The 23,637-nt window shown below is 36.9% G+C and carries 18 protein-coding genes, 1 tRNA gene, 1 pseudogene and 1 riboswitch; of the genes and pseudogenes, 12 read left to right on the forward strand and 8 right to left on the reverse strand.

Annotated elements, in window-relative coordinates; all coding sequences use genetic code 11:
* Positions 1–103 precede the first annotated feature (103 nt).
* The 4 genes from ACYUCW_RS04080 to fliZ all read left to right on the forward strand — a co-directional run bounded on the left by ACYUCW_RS04080 (position 104) and on the right by fliZ (position 4,383).
* Positions 104–1,216, forward strand: coding sequence for a FliC/FljB family flagellin (locus ACYUCW_RS04080; protein WP_004248322.1), 1,113 nt, complete (start codon positions 104–106; stop codon positions 1,214–1,216).
* A gap of 309 nt (positions 1,217–1,525) precedes the next feature.
* Positions 1,526–2,629, forward strand: a complete 1,104-nt coding sequence (locus ACYUCW_RS04085; RefSeq protein WP_004248321.1) for a FliC/FljB family flagellin — start codon at positions 1,526–1,528, stop codon at positions 2,627–2,629.
* A gap of 442 nt (positions 2,630–3,071) precedes the next feature.
* Entirely contained in the window at positions 3,072–3,794 is a 723-nt protein-coding gene (locus tag ACYUCW_RS04090) for an RNA polymerase sigma factor FliA (RefSeq protein WP_004248319.1), read from the forward strand.
* Positions 3,795–3,852: 58 nt separating this feature from the next.
* Positions 3,853–4,383 carry a flagella biosynthesis regulatory protein FliZ gene (fliZ, locus tag ACYUCW_RS04095; protein WP_004243493.1) on the forward strand — a complete coding sequence of 177 codons (531 nt, stop codon included), beginning with the start codon at positions 3,853–3,855 and terminating at the stop codon, positions 4,381–4,383.
* Positions 4,384–4,526: 143 nt separating this feature from the next.
* Here fliZ and putA read toward each other — a convergent pair whose 3' ends face one another.
* A complete protein-coding gene (gene putA, locus ACYUCW_RS04100; RefSeq protein WP_460408226.1) occupies positions 4,527–8,495 on the reverse strand; it encodes a trifunctional transcriptional regulator/proline dehydrogenase/L-glutamate gamma-semialdehyde dehydrogenase in 3,969 nt (1,322 codons plus the stop codon).
* A 457-nt stretch (positions 8,496–8,952) separates the two neighbouring features.
* On the opposite strand from putA, the pseudogene putP reads away from it, so the two are divergent.
* Positions 8,953–10,438 (forward strand): annotated as a pseudogene (gene putP / locus ACYUCW_RS04105) (sodium/proline symporter PutP).
* Positions 10,439–10,844: 406 nt separating this feature from the next.
* Here putP and ACYUCW_RS04110 read toward each other — a convergent pair.
* Positions 10,845–10,920, reverse strand: a tRNA-Lys gene (locus tag ACYUCW_RS04110).
* A 258-nt stretch (positions 10,921–11,178) separates the two neighbouring features.
* Here ACYUCW_RS04110 and cycA point away from each other — a divergent pair.
* The 3 genes from cycA (at position 11,179) to ACYUCW_RS04125 (ending at position 14,296) form a co-directional block, all read left to right on the forward strand.
* On the forward strand, positions 11,179–12,591 hold the full coding sequence (cycA, locus tag ACYUCW_RS04115; protein ID WP_004243480.1) for a D-serine/D-alanine/glycine transporter: 1,413 nt from the start codon (positions 11,179–11,181) through the stop codon (positions 12,589–12,591).
* Between the two features lie 321 nt (positions 12,592–12,912).
* Entirely contained in the window at positions 12,913–13,347 is a 435-nt protein-coding gene (locus ACYUCW_RS04120) for a universal stress protein (protein ID WP_004243479.1), read from the forward strand.
* A 130-nt stretch (positions 13,348–13,477) separates the two neighbouring features.
* Positions 13,478–14,296 (forward strand): MBL fold metallo-hydrolase, encoded by an 819-nt coding sequence (locus tag ACYUCW_RS04125; RefSeq protein WP_460408227.1) that lies wholly within the window; start codon positions 13,478–13,480, stop codon positions 14,294–14,296.
* A gap of 108 nt (positions 14,297–14,404) precedes the next feature.
* On the opposite strand, the gene ACYUCW_RS04130 is transcribed toward ACYUCW_RS04125, so the two are convergent.
* Positions 14,405–14,848: a universal stress protein gene (locus ACYUCW_RS04130; protein WP_004243477.1), complete on the reverse strand. Its 444-nt coding sequence runs from the start codon at positions 14,846–14,848 to the stop codon at positions 14,405–14,407.
* Between the two features lie 241 nt (positions 14,849–15,089).
* On the opposite strand from ACYUCW_RS04130, the gene psiE reads away from it, so the two are divergent.
* Positions 15,090–15,503: a phosphate-starvation-inducible protein PsiE gene (gene psiE, locus ACYUCW_RS04135; RefSeq protein ID WP_460408228.1), complete on the forward strand. Its 414-nt coding sequence runs from the start codon at positions 15,090–15,092 to the stop codon at positions 15,501–15,503.
* Between the two features lie 120 nt (positions 15,504–15,623).
* Positions 15,624–16,436, forward strand: coding sequence for a 23S rRNA (guanine(745)-N(1))-methyltransferase (rlmA, locus tag ACYUCW_RS04140; RefSeq protein ID WP_163748848.1), 813 nt, complete (start codon positions 15,624–15,626; stop codon positions 16,434–16,436).
* Between the two features lie 53 nt (positions 16,437–16,489).
* Here the strand turns inward: rlmA and mntP are convergent, their stop codons facing one another.
* The 4 genes from mntP to pabB all read right to left on the reverse strand — a co-directional run bounded on the left by mntP (position 16,490) and on the right by pabB (position 21,251).
* Positions 16,490–17,074, reverse strand: coding sequence for a manganese efflux pump MntP (gene mntP, locus ACYUCW_RS04145; RefSeq protein WP_004248311.1), 585 nt, complete (start codon positions 17,072–17,074; stop codon positions 16,490–16,492).
* 60 nt (positions 17,075–17,134) lie between these two features.
* A riboswitch (yybP-ykoY riboswitch) is annotated at positions 17,135–17,273 on the reverse strand.
* Between the two features lie 456 nt (positions 17,274–17,729).
* Positions 17,730–19,091, reverse strand: a complete 1,362-nt coding sequence (locus ACYUCW_RS04150; RefSeq protein WP_163748847.1) for an L-serine ammonia-lyase — start codon at positions 19,089–19,091, stop codon at positions 17,730–17,732.
* 185 nt (positions 19,092–19,276) lie between these two features.
* Positions 19,277–19,837, reverse strand: a complete 561-nt coding sequence (locus ACYUCW_RS04155; protein WP_049213218.1) for a CoA pyrophosphatase — start codon at positions 19,835–19,837, stop codon at positions 19,277–19,279.
* The gene (pabB, locus tag ACYUCW_RS04160) at positions 19,824–21,251 is read right to left on the reverse strand and encodes an aminodeoxychorismate synthase component 1 (RefSeq protein WP_004248307.1); all 1,428 of its coding nucleotides are present in this window, start codon (positions 21,249–21,251) and stop codon (positions 19,824–19,826) included. The genes ACYUCW_RS04155 and pabB overlap by 14 nt, the downstream gene beginning before the upstream one ends.
* A gap of 79 nt (positions 21,252–21,330) precedes the next feature.
* Between pabB and ACYUCW_RS04165 the strand changes: the two genes are divergently transcribed.
* The gene (locus ACYUCW_RS04165; RefSeq protein ID WP_004243469.1) at positions 21,331–21,513 is read left to right on the forward strand and encodes a YoaH family protein; all 183 of its coding nucleotides are present in this window, start codon (positions 21,331–21,333) and stop codon (positions 21,511–21,513) included.
* A gap of 97 nt (positions 21,514–21,610) precedes the next feature.
* Complete coding sequence (gene yebF, locus ACYUCW_RS04170) at positions 21,611–22,006, forward strand: protein YebF (protein WP_004248304.1); 396 nt, start codon at positions 21,611–21,613, stop codon at positions 22,004–22,006.
* A gap of 116 nt (positions 22,007–22,122) precedes the next feature.
* Here yebF and ACYUCW_RS04175 read toward each other — a convergent pair whose 3' ends face one another.
* On the reverse strand, positions 22,123–22,347 hold the full coding sequence (locus tag ACYUCW_RS04175) for a DNA polymerase III subunit theta (protein WP_004243467.1): 225 nt from the start codon (positions 22,345–22,347) through the stop codon (positions 22,123–22,125).
* Positions 22,348–23,637 lie beyond the last annotated feature (1,290 nt).

The raw sequence follows: 23,637 nt of genomic DNA on the forward strand, positions 1-23,637 counted from the left end.
AAGGTTGTATCTGGGGTGCCGATAAACTTGTTGCCGGTGATTGACACCGTAAATGAATAGGCAAACTTTTATTTTATCGACTTGATTTTAAAGGAATCTAGCTATGGCACAAGTCATTAATACCAACTATCTATCCCTGGTAACTCAAAACAACCTGAACAAATCTCAGGGAACTTTAGGAAGTGCAATCGAGCGTCTGTCTTCTGGTCTACGTATCAACAGTGCAAAAGACGATGCAGCGGGTCAAGCAATTGCTAACCGTTTCACTTCAAACGTAAATGGTTTAACTCAAGCTTCACGTAATGCGAACGATGGTATCTCTATCGCTCAAACAACTGAAGGTGCATTAAACGAAATCAACAATAACTTACAACGTATCCGTGAGTTAACTGTTCAAGCGAAAAACGGTACTAACTCTAATTCAGATATCACTTCTATCCAAAACGAAGTGAAAGAACGTTTAGACGAAATCAACCGTATTTCTGAACAAACTCAGTTTAACGGCGTGAAAGTACTGAGCGGTGAGAAATCAGAAATGGTTATCCAAGTTGGTACTAACGATAATGAAACTATCAAATTTAACTTAGATAAAGTTGATAACGATACATTAGGTGTTGCTAGCGATAAACTGTTCACTGAAGCTACCGTTTCTAAAGGTGAGAAGAAAGCAAGTGCTGATGATGCTGTTATTGCTGATTTAGGTGTTGCTGGTGGTACTACTCTAAAAGCTGGTTTAACAGTTAAAAAATACGAAGAAGATGGCAAAGTTGTTGATGGTAAATTCGTTGCAACTGAAGGTGGTAAAAGCTACTTAGTTTCTGCTTCAGATTTTGAAGCTGATGGTACTACTGCTACACAAATCAACTTAAAAGCAGGTTCAGCTGTTGCTGGTAACGAATTTACTGCTGCTGCAGGTAAAGACGTTAAAACTTTAAACGTTAAAGATGACGCTTTAGCAACTTTAGACAAAGCTATCAACACCATTGATGAAAGCCGTTCTAAATTAGGTGCGATTCAAAACCGTTTTGAATCTACTATCAACAACCTGAACAACACTGTTAACAACTTATCTGCTTCACGTAGCCGTATCTTAGATGCTGACTATGCAACAGAAGTTTCTAACATGAGCCGTGGTCAAATCTTGCAACAAGCGGGTACTTCAGTACTTGCTCAAGCAAACCAAGTACCACAAACTGTTCTGTCTCTGTTACGTTAATTCGTACCCTGACACAAAAGATACCTTTCTATATCAAAGGCCCTCATCTGAGGGTCTTTTTTGTCATTTTATTTTATATTTAAACTCACTCTGTTTTAGTTTATTTTTTTCTCTCCATCTATTTTTGTTTTTTCTGCTAGTCATTATCTCTTATAAATTAATTAATTGGCTTTTTTTACTATTTTCGCGACGCGAAAACACATAAATACCTTCGATTTAATGACGATAGTGTTTAGGCAACGTTATTACAGGAGTGTAATAACAAACCTATTAATTAAAAATTTTCAAATAAAATTGAAGGAATATTGTATGGCACAAGTTATTAATACTAATTATCTGTCTTTAGTCACTCAAAATAATCTAAATCGTTCACAAAGCGCACTTGGTAATGCAATTGAACGTTTATCTTCAGGTATGCGTATTAACAGCGCGAAAGACGATGCGGCAGGTCAAGCTATTGCTAACCGTTTCACTTCAAATATTAACGGTTTAACTCAAGCATCTCGTAATGCGAATGATGGTATTTCAGTGTCTCAAACCACTGAAGGTGCATTGAACGAAATCAACAATAACTTACAACGTATTCGTGAATTAACCGTTCAAGCGAAAAACGGGACTAACTCTAACTCAGATATCAACTCTATCCAAAACGAAGTTAACCAACGTTTAGATGAAATCAATCGTGTTTCAGAACAAACTCAGTTTAACGGTGTGAAAGTGTTGAGTGGTGAAAAGTCAAAAATGACCATTCAAGTGGGTACTAATGACAATGAAGTGATTGAATTCAATTTAGATAAAATTGATAACGACACATTAGGTGTTGCTAGTGATAAACTGTTTGATGCTAAAACAGAGAAAAAAGGGGTTACAGCAGCAGGTGATGCAATCGATGCGAAAGATATCGGTGTTTCAGGTGGTGCAAAATATGCGACTGGTATTTCAGTAAAAGAGTATAAAGTAGATGGTAAGGTTTCTGCTAGTAAAGTTGTCTTAAATGATGGTAGCGACGAGTACGTAGTAAGCAAATCAGACTTTACATTAAAATCAGGTACTACTACTGGTGAAGTTGAGTTTACTGGTAGTAAAACCACTAAATTTACTGCAGATGCAGGTAAAGATGTTAAAGTTTTAAATGTTAAGGATAACGCTTTAGCAACTTTAGATAACGCAATTAGTAAGGTTGATGAAAGTCGCTCTAAATTAGGTGCAATTCAAAACCGTTTCCAATCTACTATCAATAACTTAAACAACACTGTTAATAACTTATCTGCTTCACGTAGCCGTATCTTAGATGCTGACTATGCGACAGAAGTGTCCAATATGAGTAAAAATCAAATCTTGCAACAAGCAGGTACTGCTGTACTGGCTCAAGCAAACCAAGTACCACAAACTGTTCTGTCTCTGTTACGTTAATCCTTCATTAAACTCATCTTCAGATCCCACCCACAGCCATTTTTGCTGTGGGTGTTTTTTCATCAAAACAATCGTTTTTTTTATTAATCATGGATAGGTATTCCCATTGATAGGTTGTAGGTAAAAATAGATAAAAGATAAGTAATATGATTTATATGTTATTTTTTTATCAACAAAATACAGATTTGATGAATACATTTCTTTCAATAAGACAAAATATCAATTTATTTAACGGTTTTTCTGCGGATTAGTATGACCCATCTTAAGGTACAGTATGTACTTGTAATGCAATAACAAATTAAATTATCAATGAAAACCCAATTTTCGCTGAAAATTTAGCATAGGTGAAAAAGAGGGGCTTTTGCTTCACTGTTCAGCCGATTGCTAACACTATTTCGTCGGATAATGGTTTCCGGTCTTTTATCCAAAGGTGTCTTTTGTTGTGAGTGATTTGTATACCGCCGAAGGCGTGATGGACAAAAATAGCCTCTGGGAGCGATATGTCCCTTTGGTTCGCCATGAAGCATTACGATTACAGGTCAAGTTACCTGCGAGTGTTGAATTGGATGATCTTTTGCAAGCAGGGGGGATTGGCCTACTGAATGCCGTTGAGCGTTATGACTCAATGCAAGGTGCCGCCTTTACTACTTATGCTGTGCAACGTATTCGAGGCTCTATGTTAGATGAGCTACGAAGTCGTGATTGGGCGCCCCGTAGTGTGCGCCGTAATGCAAGAGAAGTGACACAATCCATTCATCAGTTAGAGCAGGATCTAGGACGACCACCATCAGAACAGGAAGTTGCTGATCATTTGCAGATTGAGTTAGCAGAATACCGGCAGATCCTATTGGATACAAATAACAGCCAGTTGTTCTCTTATGACGAATGGCATGAAATTTACGGTGAAAGCTGTGAACCGTCTCAAGACGAAGATCACGATGACAATCCTTTACAAATGTTATTGGAAAGTGATATTCGCCAAAGAGTCATAGACGCGATAGAATTGCTTCCCGAAAGGGAAAAAATGGTTCTTACCCTGTATTATCAGGAAGAACTTAATTTGAAAGAAATAGGCGCAGTGCTTAATGTCGGGGAATCCCGCGTAAGTCAGCTACACAGCCAAGCAATCAAAAGGCTGCGAGCACGCTTAAACCCAGAGAAATAGAAGTTTTGCTTATTTTTGTTTTTATTTATTAAGACTACAACACAGGGCTTTATCTCTTATGTCTGTTTCAACACAAAAGAAACGGCCGCTAAGCCGTTACATTAAAGACTATAAACACAGCCAAACTCATTGTTTGCATTGCCATAAGGCGCTTGATCGGATTTCTCTCGTATTCAATCGCCAAGTTATCAATAAAGAAGCCATTTCTGAAATGACAGATTTAATTGATGATGAAACATGGGAAACCTTGCAAGGAAAGTTTTCTGCGCTGTGCCGTTTTTGTAGTGAGATTTACTGTAATAGTGAAACTGATTACTTTGACATTATGTCTTTTAAGCAGTATTTGTTCGAACAAACGGAGATGAGCCACAGTACTGTTCGTGAGTATGTGGTTCGTTTACGTCGACTCGATGAATTGCTGACTTCCACTAATTTTCCTCGTCAAGAATTTACGACAGAGAAAATTCAGTCAGACTTGAGTAAAAAGCTCACTCCCTCGGCATTTAGTAACTACAACATTGCCTTACGTAAGTATGAGCAATATCTTGATTGGTGCCAAGCGCCAACCTCGATGAGTAGTGGTCACTAATCGCATTCAAGAGAGACCTAAAAAAAGGGGTAACATTATGTTGCTCCTTTTTATTTTTTGTTCCAGAAATAAAAAAACCACCTTTAATAGATAAGTAAGTTAAAGGTGGTCTCAAAAATAAAGTGAGAAAGAGAACGCTGGGTTTAACTAATTGTCATTAAGCTGGCATTGCCTCCGGCAGCAGCGGTATTGACGCTTAATGCTCGTTCATGCAATAAACGCTCTAATAACAATGCTGTCTCACCACGTGAGAAGCCTTGTACTGAAATAATAGCCCCTTTACGTTGTGCAATTTGCTGACAAGTCTCTTTTAACTGATCACTATCACCATGATAAATAACGGCATTAATGCTTAGTGACTCATCTTGCCAGTTGTCCGTGAGAGTGATTGCTTTTCTGATCATATCAGGCAATTCACGATAGGTTTTTTGGGAGAAAACAGCATTATGGACAATAGCATGGCATCCTGATGCAAAGACTCCCGCTAACTGAGTAAATATATCTTGCTCATTATCTGAGAGACAAAGCACCTTGCCACAAGGGACTAATTGATAGGTATTTCGCTCGCCAGTAGGCCCCGGCAATACGCGCAATGTTCCGGCTTGTGATGCATTGGCGTATTCTTCTAGCGCCTGATAATGTGCAGGTTCCGTTTTATTTGCTAACCACGTCATATAGTGATGATAGGTTTGTAATAACTTTTGTCGCATAGAGGCATCAAGGGGTAATGTTTCATCTTGACGTGCTAAGGTTTGTGTTATGGCATTTTCAGGACGTTTTGATAATAAACGATACAGATAAGCAGGGCCTCCAGCTTTTGGCCCCGTACCCGATAAACCTTCACCACCAAAAGGTTGTACCCCGACAACAGCACCTACCATATTGCGGTTTACATATAAATTTCCTACTTTTGCATGAGTCGCTACATAAGCGATAGTTTCATCAATACGGGTATGAACCCCCATCGTTAATCCATATCCAGTCGCATTAATTTCATCTAATAAAGCAGGCAGATCTTGGCTTGAATAACGTACGACGTGCAGTACAGGGCCAAAAATCTCTTTTTTAAGTGAACTAATTTTATCTAACTCAATTAAGGTAGGAGGAACAAAAGTACTGTTATTTTCAGCCTGTTTAGTAAGTTGATTGTAGGTTGCTTGATAAACGTCAAAACCCGCTGTGCGCATAGTTTGAATATGTTTTTCAATACCCGCTTTTGCCTCTTTATCAATTACAGGGCCGATATCTGTTGATAAGAGACTTGGATCACCTATTATGGCTTGAGCCATTGCGCCTTTTAACATTTCAATCGTGCTATCAGCCACCTCTTCTTGAATACAGAGAATACGCAAAGCAGAGCAACGTTGACCCGCACTATCATAAGCAGAGGCCATAACGTCAGTGACCACTTGTTCCGTTAAGGCAGAAGAGTCGACAATCATAGCGTTTAAGCCACCTGTTTCAGCAATTAAAGGAACAGGGCGACCTTCGCTATCGAGTCTACCCGCTAAGGTTTTTTGCAAAATGTGGGCAACTTCGGTAGAGCCTGTAAACATCACACCACGCACGCGTTCATCTGCCACTAATTGTGCACCAATGGTCTCCCCTTGACCCGGTAAGAGTTGTAATGCACTGCGAGGTACTCCTGCTTGATAAAATAGTTCTACGGCTTTAAAAGCAATCAGAGGGGTTTGCTCCGCAGGTTTGGCCAGTACGGTATTACCTGCCGCTAACGCCGCTGCAATTTGTCCACTAAAGATGGCTAATGGGAAGTTCCAAGGACTAATACAGACAACAGGGCCTAAAGGACGATGGGTATTATTATCAAAATCATTTGCCACTTGTGCTGAGTAATAATAAAGAAAATCAATCGCCTCACGCACTTCTGCAATAGCATTACTATAGGTTTTACCCGCTTCTCTGACTAAGACCCCCATTAATGGACCCATTTGCTGTTCCATTAGCTCAGCCGTGCGGACTAAAAATGCCGCTCTTTCCGCAGGTGGGGTTGCAAACCAAATTTCACCATTTTCTTGGGCAATATCTAAAGCAAAATTAGCTTCGGCGGCCGTTGTTTCACGTACTGTACCGACGACATCGGTGTGATTTGCCGGATTGAGTATAGATTGTGGTGCAATCACTTCTTCTGCACTATTACACTCACCACCAATGAGCGGATGGCTGTGAATTTTTTCCATCGCAGAGGTCAGTAATGCACTGGATAATGAGGCTAAACGATGCTCATTGGACATATCAATCCCCGGTGAATTTTTACGCTCATCACCATAAAGCTGCATTGGGAGAGGGATTTTAGGATGTGAAAGTCCGATTTGTCCTTCAGCTTGCGCAATTTTATTGATTTCTTTAACCGGATCGGCAACTAATTCATCTAAGGAGATGGTGGTGTCAGCGATACGATTTACAAACGAGGTATTTGCACCATTTTCTAATAATCGACGCACAAGGTAAGCCAGTAGGGTTTCATGAGTACCTACTGGCGCATAGATACGACAAGGGCGACCAAGTTTACCATCAGCAATTTTACCCACAACTTGTGCATAGAGGGGTTCACCCATACCGTGTAAGCATTGGAATTCATATTGACCAGGATAGTAATTTTGACCCGCTAGATGATAAATGGCTGATAAAGTATGGGCATTATGCGTGGCAAATTGCGGATAAATATAATTCGGTGAAGCAAGCAGTTTTTTCGCACACGCAAGGTAAGAGACATCAGTATACACTTTACGGGTATAAACAGGGTAATCTTCCAGTCCATCCATTTGCGCGCGTTTAATCTCACTATCCCAATAAGCCCCTTTTACTAAACGGATCATTAAACGGCGACGACTGCGGCGAGCTAAATCAATAATATAATCAATCACTAAAGGGCAGCGTTTCTGATAGGCTTGAATAACAAATCCTATACCATTCCAACCCGCTAATTCAGGCTCGAAGCAGAGTTTTTCTAATAAATCGAGGGATATTTCCAGTCTATCCGCTTCTTCTGCATCAATATTAATACCAATATCATATTGCTTGGTTTGTAGCGTTAAAGAGAGTAGGCGAGGGTAAAGCTCCGACATCACTCTATCATATTGAGCTCGACTATAACGGGGATGTAACGCTGAAAGTTTAATGGAGATCCCCGGTCCTTCATAAATACCTCGTCCATTAGAGGCTTTACCAATGGCATGGATGGCTTGTTGATAAGAGACTAAATAGTCTTGCGCATCTTTTTCCGTTAAGGCCGCTTCTCCTAGCATATCATAGGAATATCTAAAGCCTTTTTCTTCAAGTTTGCGTGCATTGGCTAACGCTTGGGAGATAGTTTCACCGGTGACAAATTGTTCCCCCATTAACCGCATCGCCATATCAACGCCTTTACGCACTAAAGGTTCACCACTTTTAGTTAAAATGCGATTTAGAGAATTAGATGATTTCTCTTCGTTATGGGTAGAGACGAGTTTGCCTGTAAACAGTAGACCCCAAGTGGCGGCATTGACAAACATAGATTGGCTTTGCCCTAAATGCGAGCGCCAATTGCCATGGCTAATTTTATCTCGGATCAGGGCATCACGGGTTGCTTTATCAGGAATACGCAATAAAGCTTCGGCTAAACACATTAAGGCAACCCCCTCTTGGGAAGAGAGAGAAAACTCTTGCAGTAAGCCTTGTACCAGACCTGAGCGTCCAACACCCTGTTTTTGTTTGCGTAATTTTTCTGCAATGGCGTAAGCCAGTTTATGCGTGGCTTGAGCCTCATGTTCAGGTAACGTTGCCTGCTGTAGTAGCATAGGCACTGCTTGTGTTTCAGGTATACGATAAGCAGAAGTAATTGCCGAGCGTAACACCGATTGTGGGTGGATCTGCTCTGCAAATTCTAAAAACGGTTGATAATGTGCCGTTAGGGGGGCTGTGCTTTCTTCAATATCTTGCTCAGCCTGTGTAATAGGCGTTAGGGTGAGCTGATCATTTTCAATTTGTTCAAGATAATTGAAGATGGCTTGTTTAATTAGCCAATGAGATGTTCTATCTAATTTTTGTGCAGCATCTTTTAATCTATTACGGGTTTCTTCATCAAGTCTAACACCCATTGTTGTGCTCCTCATATCGTGCATCTTACTTATACGGCACATTGACCAGTTATTTTTCTTAATATCAGCCATGTTGCAACTTTGTGCAACATTGTTAACAATAAATTTATAAATAATGTGAAAGTTGTCAGGTTTTATAAATGGTTAAAAAATATTATCTTAGATGGATAAATAAATAATACTTATAATTCATTAGGTTATATATTTTTCTTCAATGAAGAGATAATATTAATCTCTTTCAACCGAAGCAAATAGTGTGAAGTTACATACAAAAATTAAACACCGATACGTTAATTTCTTGTTAAATGCTTATAACCTATTCTAGGATTGATATGAATGTTTTATTTGTTACAGTAAGAAATTATTTTAAATAAAAACTGATAAGGTCATTGGTGTGCAACGAAGTGCAACGTTCCTGCATAAGTTGAAAGCATAGCAATTGATCGTAACAGATATATGGAGAACTGCGATTATGGCTCTAAATTCGCCAATGCTAATTACCTTTACGATCTATATATTGGGGATGCTTTTTATCGGCTATCTAGCGTATCGATCAACAAAAAATTTTGATGATTATATTTTAGGGGGCCGAAGGCTTGGTAGTGTAGTAACGGCACTTTCTGCGGGCGCTTCTGATATGAGTGGCTGGCTATTAATGGGGTTACCAGGTGTGGTTTTTTTTTGCGGGGATCTCCGAAAGTTGGATAGCCATTGGTTTATGTTTAGGTGCATGGCTTAACTGGCGTTTAGTTGCAGGGCGCTTACGTTTACAAACAGAAAAAAACAATAATGCACTGACTTTACCAGACTATTTAACTTCTCGCTTTGATGACAAAAGCAAAATGCTACGCATTATTTCTGCGTTAGTTATTCTTATTTTCTTCACTATTTATTGTGCATCAGGTGTCGTCGCAGGAGGTATGCTTTTTGAGTCTACCTTTGGCATTCCTTATCATGAAGCGATGATTTATGGTGCACTAGCAACCATTGCATATACTTTCCTAGGTGGTTTTTTAGCGGTAAGTTGGACGGATACGGTACAAGCCACATTAATGATTTTCGCACTTATTCTGACACCAATTATTGTTATTTTCTCAATTGGTGGAATTGACACCTCTATAGAGATCATTAAAGCGAAAGATCCGGCTTATCTTGATATGTTTAAAGGGCTTGATTTTATTGCTATTGTTTCATTATTAGCTTGGGGATTAGGTTATTTTGGACAGCCTCATATTCTCGCGCGTTTTATGGCTGCAGATTCAAATCAAACTATTCGTAAAGCGCGTCGTATTGGTATGACTTGGATGATCCTCTGTTTAGGCGGAACGGTGGCGGTGGGCTTCTTTGGTATTGCTTATTTTGAAGTTAATCCGGCCGTTGCAGGTCCAGTTATGGCTAAAAATGAGCGTATCTTTATGGAATTAGCTTCGTTACTTTTTAACCCGTGGATAGCTGGTATTTTGTTATCTGCGATTTTAGCTGCGGTAATGAGTACATTAAGCTGCCAATTATTAGTCTGCGCCAGTGCATTAACTGAAGATTTATATAAGCCTTTTATTCGTAAAAATGCCAGTCAAAAAGAGCTAGTTTGGGTTGGTCGTGGCATGGTGTTATTAGTTGCGGTTATCGCTATTTATTTAGCCCGTGATCCAGAAAATAAAGTACTTGATTTGGTGAGTAATGCTTGGGCAGGATTTGGTGCTGCATTTGGTCCGGTGATCCTTATCTCTGTCACTTGGAAACGTATGACTCGTAATGGTGCTTTTGCGGGAATGTTAATTGGTGCATTAACGGTACTGGTATGGATGCAATATAAATGGTTCGGTCTTTATGAAATTATTCCGGGCTTTATTTTCGCGTCCATAGCCATTGTTATTGTCAGTTTAATGGGTAAGTCACCAACGGCAGAAAATCAACAACGTTTTGATGAAGCAGAAGCGGAATATCGCAACACTTAATTATTAATAAGCAGTGATATTTTATTTTATGAAATACCATCTATATAAAAATATAGGTGGTATTTTTTTGGCAAAATAACAGTAAATATTAACCATTAAAGGGTTTTGTTTAGCATGATATTAATAGCATTAAGATTGCTTAATCAAAGCGATATTTAACCCATCAAACTTCATTGATGCTGTTATTAGTTAATAATACCAATATTAATGTTTTTATTGGTTTAATATCTTGCGGTGGCTTGTTTTGTAGTTACAATTTATAGGTTGAATATTAACCAGTTATATAACGCAATTAATTAGCGTGATAATCATTATATGTTTAGACACTTTTGCGACACTTAGCGATAGAAACAAAAAAGCCACTTATCTCTAAGTGGCCTATCTGCCTGATTACTCAGCGTAAATTTGGTGGGTTGTGGGGGGCTCGAACCCCCGACCAATTGATTAAGAGTCAACTGCTCTACCAACTGAGCTAACAACCCGATGCGCTAATTATTCTCCTCTCTTAAGGGCGGGTCAACCCTTAATTTGAAATTTTTTCCAAATGTATAAAATATCGTCTATTAAAATGAAGAAAGGATATTATTTGGTTATCAAATCGTCAATCATTTTACTAAAAGTGATCTTTTCATTACTTATTCTGAGATTTGTGTCACAATAATTTCGCAAACTTAGCCACTGCGAAAAAATAAAAAAGTGGCGTAACAACATCAAAAATATGAAAACATTTCAGGTATTGTATGGAAGAGCAAACAGAAGTTACTCAGCCCGTTAGAGTGAAAAATGCCACTCTACAACGCGGGCTAACCAATCGTCATATCCAATTAATCGCCATTGGTGGTGCTATCGGTACTGGTTTATTTATGGGTTCTGGGAAAACCATTTCGCTAGCTGGGCCATCGATTATTTTTGTTTACATGATAATCGGCTTTGTCCTGTTCTTTGTTATGCGAGCGATGGGAGAGCTATTATTATCAAATTTAGAATATAAATCGTTTAGCGATTTTGCCGGGGATTTATTAGGGCCTTGGGCTGGCTTTTTTGTTGGATGGAGTTATTGGTTTTGCTGGGTTATCACCGGTATCGCTGATATTGTTGCCATTACCTCCTATATTAGTTATTGGGCGCCCAATTTTCCTGAATGGGGAACGTCTTTTATTTGTGTGCTGACACTACTTATTTTGAATTTAGCCACAGTAAAATTATTTGGGGAAATGGAATTTTGGTTTTCGATGATCAAAATTACCGCTATTGTCTCTTTAATTATTGTTGGTATCGTATTGATTAGCATAAATTTTCAATCTCCAGCCGGCCACACGGCAACTATTGAAAATATCTGGAATGATGGCGGTATGTTCCCTAAAGGGATCAGCGGATTTTTTGCTGGTTTTCAAATTGCTATCTTTGCCTTTGTGGGGATTGAGCTGGTAGGTACAGCAGCGGCTGAAACACGTGATCCTGAGAAATCATTACCTAAGGCGATTAACGCTATTCCTATTCGTATTATTACTTTTTATGTTTTGGCTTTGGCGATTATTATGTCAGTAACGCCGTGGCGTTCGATTTTGGCAGACAAAAGCCCGTTTGTAGAACTCTTTGTCATGATTGGTATTCCAGCCGCAGCCAGTTTAGTTAACTTTGTGGTATTAACGGCAGCCGCCTCTTCCGCAAATAGTGGTATCTTCTCAACCAGTCGTATGCTATTTGGCTTATCGAAAGAGGGGGAGGCACCAAAACAGTTTAGCCAGCTATCAAAACGTTCAGTACCTGCCAATGGTTTACTCTTTACGAGTCTCTGTTTATCTTGCGGTATTGTACTAATTTATTTTATTCCAGATGTGATGCGGGTATTTACGTTAGTAACAACGGTCTCTGCGTTATTATTTATGTTTATTTGGAGTATGATCTTATGCTGCTATTTAGCATATCGTAAGAAACGTCCTCAATTACATCAACAATCTATTTATAAAATGCCATTAGGGATAGTGATGTCATGGCTATGCTTAGCATTTTTTGTGTTTATGGTCGTGTTATTGGCATTTGAACATGATACCCGTCAAGCACTGATGGTAACGCCCATTTGGTTTATTGCTTTAGGAATAGGGTATCATTTTGTGAAAAAGCGTAAACAAAAAGCACAATTAAAAAATTAATCTTTTTTAGTTGAATTGATGGTCATTGGATAAATATAACCCTATCTTTTTCGATAGGGTTATACTTTAATTTGAGTTAAACCATTAGTCAGAATATTTTGAATATAAATTTGTTATTTTATTTTTTAATTTAAAATTTAAAGTAATGTATTATTTTAAAATAAATTTTATTTTCTCTAAGTATAATTTAATTCAAAAACTTTAAGTGCATGTGAATTATACATATCTATTATTATTAATCTATTTCTTAAATATGTTAACTATATCCGGTATTTTTTTCAAAATAGACTATCCTACAATTAAAAAATAATAGGAGGCGATATGTATAAGACTATTTTGGTTCCCATTGATATCGATGAAGATAACTTACTAAATAAAGCCATTACATTAGTGGAGAACATTGCCAAAAGAGAAGATCCCTATGTCCATTTTTTGTATGTTTTACCAAAGTTGCCACAATCTTCTTATTATCGCTTAGTGATGAATGGCGATCAACTTGACCAAGTATGCTTAAAAAAATCAGCAGAAAAAGAGTTAAAAAAAATTATTGCTCGATTTGATTTACCGGAAGATCGTATTGAAACGCATATCTGTATTGGTAAACCACGGGATGGCATATTGCAGATAGCCGATCAGGTTAATGCTGATTTAATTGTTGTTAGCTCACATAATCCTGAAGCAGACAGCTATCATTTAGGCTCAACAGCGGCAGATATTACCCGTTATGCGAAACGTTCAGTGATGGTAGCAAGATAGCCAACTCTTTATTTTATATAGCAATACCATTAAGCGGTTGATGGCGTCTTATCAACTGCTTTTTTAATTTGGCACTCTAGCTGTTTTTAATTATCATGCATTATCCCCTATAAGATAATAATTAAAAATTATGCTTACTATTACGGCACTACTAGAAAATAAGACAAGCGATCCCGCCCTTAGCCATTATCCAGGCCTTTCACTGCTATTAGAAGACACTGAAAGCGAAAGTAAAATTTTATTTGATACTGGTAAAGATCTCACTTTTATCAATAATGCTAAAAAAATGGCGATTGATTTGACATCATTAACGACAATTGTTATTTCCCATGGGCACTATGATCATTTTGGTGGATTAACTCATTTAAATGAGGATTTCTTTATTACTAAGCCACATATTATTGCCCATCCTGATTTATTTTCAGTACGTTATTCAGCACTTTTTATGGGGCGCCAGTCTATTAAATTTAAGCGCCTTACTCCATTTTTTAACCGACAGCAGCTAGAACAGCAGTTTTCATTTCAGTTAACAGCGACACCTAAAGCTATCGATAAAAGATTTATCCATTCTGGTCAAGTGACAGAGCGTCAAATACATAAACGTTATGGCGTTATTGTCAGTGAAGGTAGCGAAACGGATGATTATGTACTTGATGATAGTTTTCTAATTTGGCAAGGTCAGCAAGGACTGGTGATTATTACAGGATGTAGCCATTCTGGTATTGATGCGATTATTCGCCATGCGAAAAAAATAACGGGAAATGACAAGATCCAAGCTATTGTCGGAGGGCTACATCTTCGCTGTGCCTCACTGGCGGCGTTAAAAAGAGCGAAAAAAGCAATAGGTCACCATGTTGAGGTTTATGGTTGCCATTGTACCGGTGCGCTTGGCCGTAGCTATCTTAATGCCAAAGATTTTAATACAGGGCAAAGATTATTTTTTAAATGATACATCAATATGTTAATCAAAAATGGGATGGTTGATTTTAGTATGGGATTAAAAAAAGGTTTTTGATTTTAATCCTAGCATTTTTTATTAACAATGTATCGTCAATTATCAACGGATCACTAAAACAGAACAATTGGTGTTGTTAACAATATAATCTGCAGTAGAGCCAAGCAATATATTATGTCTATTACGAGAGCTAGAGCCAATGACAATAGTGTCTACATCCATCTTATTGGCGAGTTCGAGAATATTATAATTTGGTGTCCCTATAAGGGCATGGCATTGGTACTGCTCTTTAGGTAATTGGAATTGTTGTTGAACACAGTGTGCTAGTTTTTCAGTTAACAAAATAACGGCTTGATGTTTTTTCTCTATAACTGAAGGGCTATCACAATCAAGTCCATAAGCTTCAAGAGAGCGTAAATTAGGCATGACTGTGACAAAATGAAAATAGTGATCAGCTTTTCTTGCTAGAAATTGAATATCTTTAACCATACGGTGAATTCTATCATCTTCTAATAAGTCAATTGCTACCAGTATTGTTTTAGCCATAATTTACCTTCTGTAAAAAATTAACCTTTTCACTCGAGTAGTATAGGTAATTTAGTGGCTAAGCTGAAATTTAAAGATGAATATTGCGATTATGGTGCCATTATTTTGGGGTTTTTAGCCCTAAAAGATAAAAAATAGGTGTGGAAAAAAGATTGTTCTATTAAACTTGTGTCAAGTTAACGACAGGTAGTTTACTATCATTATTTGTTATCAATAAATGATAACCTTAGGTTATAAAGCTATGAGAAAATCAAGCAAAGAATTATTAAAATGTATTGCAACAATATTACAATGGGTGCTGAATTGCGGATTACTTATTCTAGCCATCGTATTAGTCAGTTTTTTGATCAAAGAAACTTATGTTATCGCCTCTTTATTATTTAACTTAGCTGCTGAAGAATCTTCTTATCAGTTATTAGAAGGAATTTTGATCTACTTCCTTTATTTTGAGTTTATCGCATTGATTGTAAAATATTTTTTATCCGGTGGTCATTTTCCTTTAAGGTATTTTATTTATATAGGTATTACAGCTATTGTGCGTCTGATTATTGTTGAACATAAAGACTCGGTAGATACTTTGATTCAGTCCGGCGCCATTTTATTGCTCGTTATCGCGTTATTTATTGCAAATACCGAAAAATTAAAACGAAGCTAACCGAATAACAATATGTCAACAATGCATTGAAATGGTCTCTGTGCATTAAGGTTTTCCGCATGATTGGGGGAGATATGTTATTATTTCTCCCAATTTTATTTTGGAATATGTAAAAATATTATGTCTTATCAATGTCCACTTTGCTCCCAGCCACTTGCTCTTAAAGCCCATAGTTGGGTTTGTGACAATCACCATCAATTTGATTGCGCTAAAGAGGGGTATGTTAATTTACTCCCGGTACAATTTAAACGTTCTAAAGAGCCGGGGGATAGTGCAGAGATGATTAGTGCTCGGCGTGATTTTTTAGATGCGGGCTTTTATCAACCAATGCGAGACAAAGTGGCTCAATTAGTGGCTGAACATTTACCGGAAGATAATCCTCAGGTGTTAGATATTGGTTGTGGAGAAGGGTATTATACCTATCAGATATATCAACAACTAAAGTCAAAAAATCCACAAGTCTATGGCTTAGATGTGGCGAAGGTTGCCATTAAATATGCAGCAAAACGCTATGCTCCTATTCAGTTTTGTGTTGCGTCCAGCCAACGTCTGCCTTTTTGTGATGCGTCATTAAATGCAGTGGTACGTATTTATGCCCCTTGCAATGCCGGCGAATTAACACGAGTTATTGCTCAAGGTGGATATATTATTACGGTGACACCCGCATCGCGCCATCTTTATCAACTTAAAGCGTTGATTTATTCAACAGTGCATCTTCATCCACTAAAAGATGAAATATTTGCTGGGTTCAAGCTAATAGCACAGCATCAAGTTGCTTATAATATGGCGTTAACAGGTAAACAAGCGGTTGATTTATTACAAATGACGCCTTTTGCTTGGCGTGCGAGTGAAGAGGTAAAAGAGAAATTAGATAAAACAGAGCAATTTGCTTGTGAAACTGATTTTTTAATTCGTGTTTATCAACGTGTTTAGAATAAAAAAGCTTAGGTTGTGTTCATACCTAAGCTTTTTCATATTATGACGACTTAATGTGCGTACATAAACAGATCAAGATGTTCAAAAAGAATATTAAAGCCGATAGCAATCAACACCATACCCCCGATAATTTCAGCTTTTTTGCCAAGCACAGGGCCAATATAGCGACCGATCAGCATACCCAGTGTTGCCATAATCATGGTCATCATACCGATGGTCATCGCGGTATGGACAATATCGACTTGTAGAAAGGCTAAGCCGACACCAATTGCCATAGCATCAAGGCTGGTGGCAATACCTGTCGCAATTAAAGAGAGTGAACCGTGACGTTGAGGAGCCTCTTCACAAATGCAATCATCACCACGCTTTAAACTCTGATAAATCATTCGTCCACCCAAGATAACCAATAAACCAAAGGCGACCCAGTGATCCCACTGAATAATATATTGACTGGTATATAAACCTAATGCCCAACCAATAATCGGGGTGCTTGCTTCAATAATACCAAAGATAAAACCGGTGCGGAGGGCTTCACGAAAATGAGGTTTATGTAAGGTGGCGCCTTTACAGACAGCGACGGCAAATGCGTCCATAGAAAGAGCAAGGGCGAGAATAATTGTGGCGTAAAAACTCATAACAATAGCCTCGGTTGGGGTGTTTCCATATACACACAATTGACCCCCAACCAAAGAAGTACAATTATGTGTCTATGGTCTTGCCAACCAAATAATGGCGTCTGTACCACGCTAAATAAAAATAAGCGAGTATGTTGATACAGACTTCTTAAAATAATGAGATTTATTTTAAGACAGGCTACTCCCCAATGACTTGATGCAGAAGATATCATATTATTTATGAAAGGCAACATATTATTTCATATATTTAAAAGATGATATTGATAATAATTATCATTATTGTTTTTTCGTTTGAAAATATATTTTTTATATTATTATCATGTTAAAAAAATGATAAAATTCAATATGATGAAATATTAACCATATAATAAACAATGTGTTTATTTATTTTTATCTTATTTTTTAGATAAAATAAAAAATTAATACACACATAAATTATAAGTTATAAAAATGAGAATAAATTAAATGAAAGTTAAATAAACCTATATTTGGTAGGTATATAGTTATTAACTGACATTTTAAAATAGAGAAGTAATTTATAGATAAATAATATAGGTGTTATTTATAGGGTTATTATTTTTAATCGGTTTAACTATTATTTAAATAAAAAAAGTCCATTTATTATAAATGGACTTTAGAAATAAAATCAGGCTAATTAGTCACATTGAACTTTTATTGCTAATCCACCACGAGAGGTTTCGCGATATTTTGCGTTCATGTCTTTACCTGTTTCGTACATGGTTTCAATCACTTTATCAAGTGAAACTCGTGGTTCACTGGTACGACGTAATGCCATACGAGCAGCATTTACCGCTTTAACAGAGGCAATTGCATTGCGTTCAATACAAGGAACTTGTACTTGTCCTGCAACAGGATCGCAAGTTAAACCTAAGTTATGCTCCATACCGATTTCAGCAGCAACACAGACTTGTTCAGGGCTAGCACCGAGTAATTCAGCAAGTCCTGCGGCAGCCATTGAGCAAGCAACGCCCACTTCGCCTTGGCAACCGACTTCAGCGCCAGAAATAGAAGCATTCATTTTGTAAAGAATACCAATCGCCCCTGAGGCTAAGAAATAACGGGTATAAATTTCAGGCGTGACCTTTTCAATACAGCGATCGTAATAAGCCAATACAGCTGGAACAATACCACATGCACCATTAGTTGGTGCGGTGACCACTCGTCCACCTGCGGCATTTTCTTCATTCACTGCCAGTGCAAACATATTGATAAGATCAACGACTTTCATCGGATCGTTAGACAGGCTATTACTGGAAGTTAATAAACGATTTAGTGACGCAGCACGACGAGGAACACGAAGTGGTCCCGGTAATACGCCTTCGGTATTTAAACCATGCTCGATACACTCTTGCATGGTTTTATAAACATCAGCAAAATAGGCACTAATTTCGGCTTGAGTATGAAGATCTAGCTCATTTTTCATCATTAAGCTAGAGATTGATAATCCGGTTTCTTTACAATGTTTTAATAACTCTTCAGCGCTTGCATAAGGATAAGAAACAGGTTGGCTGTCAAGCACAGATTTACCGAAGTTTTCTTCATCAACAATAAATCCACCACCAATAGAGTAGTAGGTTTTACGATAAATTTCTTTGTCACCTGCAAAAGCATGAATTGTCATGCCATTTTCATGTAATGAAAGATTATCATTGCTAAAATGCATACTTTCAGCTGGAAAATCGACAACTTTTAATCCATTTGCTAATGGTAAACGGCCAGTTTCTTCAACTTCACGAATAAAACCGGGAATGTTGTCAATATCGACAGTAGCGGGTGCATTACCTGCTAAGCCCATAATAATTGCGATATCAGTGTGGTGACCTTTGCCTGTCAATGACAATGAGCCGTATACATCAACAGCTACGCGAGTGACAGACGCAATCAGATCCTGGCTGACTAAATCATCGACAAATTCTTTCCCCGCTTTCATGGGGCCTACGGTGTGAGAGCTAGATGGCCCAATGCCCACTTTAAACATGTCGAAAACGCTAATCACGTCAGACTCCTTAATAAGAGTGAGGGTTAAAAAAATAATAAAAATATAGTTATTTATAGTAAGGGGAGCGTTTTTACGATTATATCGTCCCGTTAATAGTCTAGTTTACAACATTTTTTTAAAATAGCTAAGTACAGTTGTAGTGGTGACGATAAAAAGATAGCGTTGGATAATAAAATAATAAATTAAGTAATATGCAACGCGAGGTTATGTAAAATAGCTGCGGTTAGTCCCCACACCAAATGCCCTTCATAAGGGTAAAAATAGATGCGATGCATTTTACCGGCACGACGAAAATCTAACGGTAAATAGCGCTGAGTATTGAGTACATAACTTAATGGCATTTCAAAGACAGAAGCGACTTCTGTGGGATTATGACGTAAAGATAAATTGGGGGGGATCACCCCGACAATGGGGGTTACTAAATAACCTTCTGAACTGCGTAATGGGGCTAATTGGCCGATCACAGAAACCATACTGGGCGGAATATCGACCTCTTCATGGGCTTCACGTAATGCCGTTTCAATGAGGCTTTTATCTTGTGGATCGCGTTTCCCTCCGGGGAGCGCAACTTGTCCGGCATGAGAGCGCAGCGTTGATGCGCGCTCTGTTAAGAGGAGCGTTGGATTAGGCTTATTGATAATCGGCAGTAAAACCGCTGCCGATTTTTTAGCATCAATAGGCTGATTTACCGGCTCGGGTAAAGTAAGTTGAAAGCGATTGATAAAGGTATCAATAAGTGTCATCGGGAGAAACTTCACTTAAAACAGTTAATATTTGACCAAGTTTATCAAAGGTTTCTTGGTACTCTTGTTCGGCAACGCTATCAGCGACAATTCCACCCCCCGCCCAACAGTAAATTTTATTTTTTTCCGTTAGTAGGGTTCTAATTGAGATATTAGTATCCATCGTACCACAAAAACTAATATAGCCAATGGCACCACAATATCCATGGCGACGATGTGGCTCTAGTTCTTCGATAATCTCCATTGCTCTAATTTTAGGTGCGCCAGTAATGGAGCCACCGGGGAAGGCCGCACGTAATAAGTCAGTTGCGTTTAAATTTTCTGGAAGTTCAGCGGTAATGGTGCTGACTAAGTGGTGTACGGCGGGAAAGCGTTCAACAACGAATAATTCAGGTACTTTGACTGATCCTGTTGTGGCAACTTTACCAATATCATTGCGCATTAAATCGACAATCATTAAGTTTTCAGCACGATCTTTACGAGAATTTGCCAGCAATTGCGCTTGTTCATCATCTTCATCGGGATGCGCTTTACGGGGAAGGGTACCCTTTATTGGACGTGTTTCAATTTTATGATCACTTAAATGAATAAAACGTTCAGGAGAAATACTCATAACAAAATGATGAGGTAAATGCATAAAAGCAGAAAATGGTGCTTTATTCGCTTGATTTAGTGTTAAAAATGCATTCCATTCATCACCGCTATAATTAGCACAAAAACGTTGCGCTAAATTGACTTGATAGCAATCCCCTGAAAGTAAGTATTGATGAATTTTAGCAATTTTTTCATTGTATTCATCACTACTCATGTTTGATTGCCATGGAGAAGTTAAGACAAAAGGTTCTTTTTTTTCTATTGTGTTATTATCAGCGTGCTTTGCTAGCCATTGGAGACGTGCGTCAATATCTTGGTAGCTTATTAATGTGGCTTTTTTCAGTTGATGGTCAACAATTAGTGCCCAATCATAAATACCGATAGCCATATCAGCGAAATTAAGTTCATTTTTTGCTAATTCTGGTAATATTTCAATGCGACGACCTAAATCGTAACTCCATATACCTAATGCGCCACCTAGAAAAGGAAGCGTTTCATCACTGACTGGATGAAAATTAAAAGCGTCTAATGCTGTTTGGATAAGCGTAAAGGGATCTTTTTTAGAGCGTTTGACTCGACCGGTTTTCTCTTTAATAGTGGTAATTTGTTTGCGTGTTTCTAAGGTAATAGCAGGATCGGATACAACAATATCAAAACGATTATGGTGATGTTCGGCAAAACCTGAATGCAGTAAACTAGACCAAGACAAAGAGGCGATAGGTGCAAATACCCGTAATGCTAAATCAGGGGTATAAGTTAATTCACGTTGCTGTAATTGCATATCCATTTTATGACCATTTAAACAAGTATTCTGTATCATTTACACTATCAATCATTAGTTCAGTGATTGCATTATTGTAAAGACCAACATAGAAATCGATTAAGATAAGAGTAACATTATGTTTCTAGGAATGCCTACATTAACACATGAAGAACAACAAAAAGCAGTAGAAAAAATTCAACATCTGATGTCCGAAGGTATGAGTAGTGGTGAGGCGATCCAATTGGTCGCTCAAGAATTAAGAGAAAAACACACGACTCGTGAATCAGTCTCTATTGTGTTTGACGATGACAATGATTAAAACATTTTTTTAACAAATGTCACAAATACCCTGTTTTGCTTATGCTATGCTTAATAGAAACTCGTCCTGCTTTAAGGGATATTTTCGGGAGGTTATTATGAAATTAAGCAAATTAGTTGGTCAAACAGGGATACTTGGTGCAGGTCTTTTTCTTGCGGTTTCTTTTGGAGCCTCTGCAGAAAGTGTCACAAATGTGAATAATGATAATAATGTTGTGCGCTCAGCCCCTTTTGCTAGTTGTGTTAATCTTGATAAAGAACAACTTGCCACTAGAGTGAAAAATGATTATTTACTCAATCGATTACCTCGCTGGCAGGATGATAAAAAAGCGCTAGGACCAAAACCTGTGGCGAATATTAATGCGAACGATGTTATCAAAAGAGATAATAGCTATCATGTTATCTTGGATGTAAGAGGTGCTCGTACCGATCTACGTTACAATGTTGAAGTTAATTGTGATGAGAATAAAATTACCTATATATCAAGTAAATAGTATCATTTAACTGATAAAAAATAGCGATTTTTCGCCCATTTTTTATATCATTACTTGAAAATAAAAAAGAGATAAACGTAAATGTTTATCTCTTTTTTTAATACTGAGCACGGTATTTATTTCGACTCAAAAGGTAAGCGAGAATAGTGTTGGCTTCGTGCTCGATAAAAGGTCACTCTTTCTTGAAAATAGCTTTGTAAAGCTTGAGGTTGCTCTCTTGCTATCGCATCAGCCACTACTGGCATATTATAACGCTCTTTAAAGGCAACCCCTGAAGCGGCTAGGTTGACATTAATTTTATCTTTTTCTTCTTGTGTAAGTTCAGCAAGGTTATAACCCATCGTACTTTCTCCCTTGTTATATGAGAGTAAAGTAAAAGAGAGCGATGAGTAATGCAAGTAACTAAAAGAAATTATTTTAAAAAATTTTAAAAAAAGAAATAGAAAGCAATTGTATAGATAATGGATAAAAAACTTTATTACTAATAGTTATTAGTAGTAAATAATATTGTCTTTAAATAAATTATTCTACTGGTACATTTTTTGGCTAGCTAAGGTAACGTGTTTATTATATTGAATTAATTATATTTAAAATTAGTTTTTTTAATGTTTCTCTGAGTCAGTAACCAATTTTGACGAGTTTTATATTTGATCTAGATCAATTTTATTTATATAAATTATTTTTACATTATAGATAAAGTAATAATTAAATTTTAATAAAATGTTAATATTGTCTATTTTATGTTTTATTTTTTAAGTTAATTTTTATAAAAACGATTGAGTAATCACTAACAGAATGAAAAATAAGGATAAAAAAAAGCCCTGTTGGGGAAACAGGGCAAAAAATAATACAACACCAGGGAAAAATGTATTATAAATAAAATTAACTAAATGGTTAATAAGTAAATTTACGTGAATATTGATTTTTTTATTAATCAAAAAATAATCAACATTAAATTGTTATGGAAACAAAAGGGAAAAGGCGCTAATAAATAAGCAGAAAATGGAAATAAGTAAAATAAAATTTAAGTAAAAACAAAGAAGATAGAGAAGAAAAACGGAGTACTTTAAAACATTTTTTATTAATAGAGTTCGTAATAGTCCTGCCCCTAAAGTAAAGTTATTAATATTTTGTTAAAAAATAATAATTCCGTTCGTTAAAGTTATATTATTTTTTCACTATGCATTTCTTATAATGCTAATGCACTTTTCAAATTCTTATTAGCATTACTACTAAGAGAATATTTAATTAATAAATCCACTTATTTGATTTAAATCTCACTTTAAAATGAAAGTTGTATATTTGGCAATCAATTCTTATTGGTGTTTTTTTCATCTTTTAGCATGTTGTTAAATAATCAATTAACAATATTTTGTAGATCAGTAAATTTATTTTATTATATAATATAGAATGTTTTAATTATTTATCTAAATGATATTTATAGGTTTTTTATTTTGTTATGCTAAAGTTTCTAGTTAATAAGATAATTAAATAGAATGATTAAATAATAAAAAAATAAACAAAAAATATACATATCGTATAATCTTGTGTTACATTTAAGTCGCTTTTTAGACAATCATTTTTGATATGAGATAAAGACATACATAAGCCATTTATTGGTTCAATTATAG

This window comes from Proteus sp. MB838, assembly GCF_054767435.1.

Bases quoted from the DNA above. Each gene is read 5' to 3' on its own strand.
- ACYUCW_RS04080 (WP_004248322.1), top strand. From the start codon at position 104: ATGGCACAAGTCATTAATACCAACTATCTATCCCTGGTAACTCAAAAC.
- ACYUCW_RS04085 (WP_004248321.1), top strand. From the start codon at position 1,526: ATGGCACAAGTTATTAATACTAATTATCTGTCTTTAGTCACTCAAAAT.
- fliZ (WP_004243493.1), top strand. From the start codon at position 3,853: ATGTCTGTTTCAACACAAAAGAAACGGCCGCTAAGCCGTTACATTAAA.
- putA (WP_460408226.1), bottom strand. From the start codon at position 8,495: ATGAGGAGCACAACAATGGGTGTTAGACTTGATGAAGAAACCCGTAAT.
- cycA (WP_004243480.1), top strand. From the start codon at position 11,179: ATGGAAGAGCAAACAGAAGTTACTCAGCCCGTTAGAGTGAAAAATGCC.
- ACYUCW_RS04120 (WP_004243479.1), top strand. From the start codon at position 12,913: ATGTATAAGACTATTTTGGTTCCCATTGATATCGATGAAGATAACTTA.
- ACYUCW_RS04125 (WP_460408227.1), top strand. From the start codon at position 13,478: ATGCTTACTATTACGGCACTACTAGAAAATAAGACAAGCGATCCCGCC.
- ACYUCW_RS04130 (WP_004243477.1), bottom strand. From the start codon at position 14,848: ATGGCTAAAACAATACTGGTAGCAATTGACTTATTAGAAGATGATAGA.
- psiE (WP_460408228.1), top strand. From the start codon at position 15,090: ATGAGAAAATCAAGCAAAGAATTATTAAAATGTATTGCAACAATATTA.
- rlmA (WP_163748848.1), top strand. From the start codon at position 15,624: ATGTCTTATCAATGTCCACTTTGCTCCCAGCCACTTGCTCTTAAAGCC.
- mntP (WP_004248311.1), bottom strand. From the start codon at position 17,074: ATGAGTTTTTACGCCACAATTATTCTCGCCCTTGCTCTTTCTATGGAC.
- ACYUCW_RS04155 (WP_049213218.1), bottom strand. From the start codon at position 19,837: ATGACACTTATTGATACCTTTATCAATCGCTTTCAACTTACTTTACCC.
- pabB (WP_004248307.1), bottom strand. From the start codon at position 21,251: ATGATACAGAATACTTGTTTAAATGGTCATAAAATGGATATGCAATTA.
- ACYUCW_RS04165 (WP_004243469.1), top strand. From the start codon at position 21,331: ATGTTTCTAGGAATGCCTACATTAACACATGAAGAACAACAAAAAGCA.
- yebF (WP_004248304.1), top strand. From the start codon at position 21,611: ATGAAATTAAGCAAATTAGTTGGTCAAACAGGGATACTTGGTGCAGGT.
- ACYUCW_RS04175 (WP_004243467.1), bottom strand. From the start codon at position 22,347: ATGGGTTATAACCTTGCTGAACTTACACAAGAAGAAAAAGATAAAATT.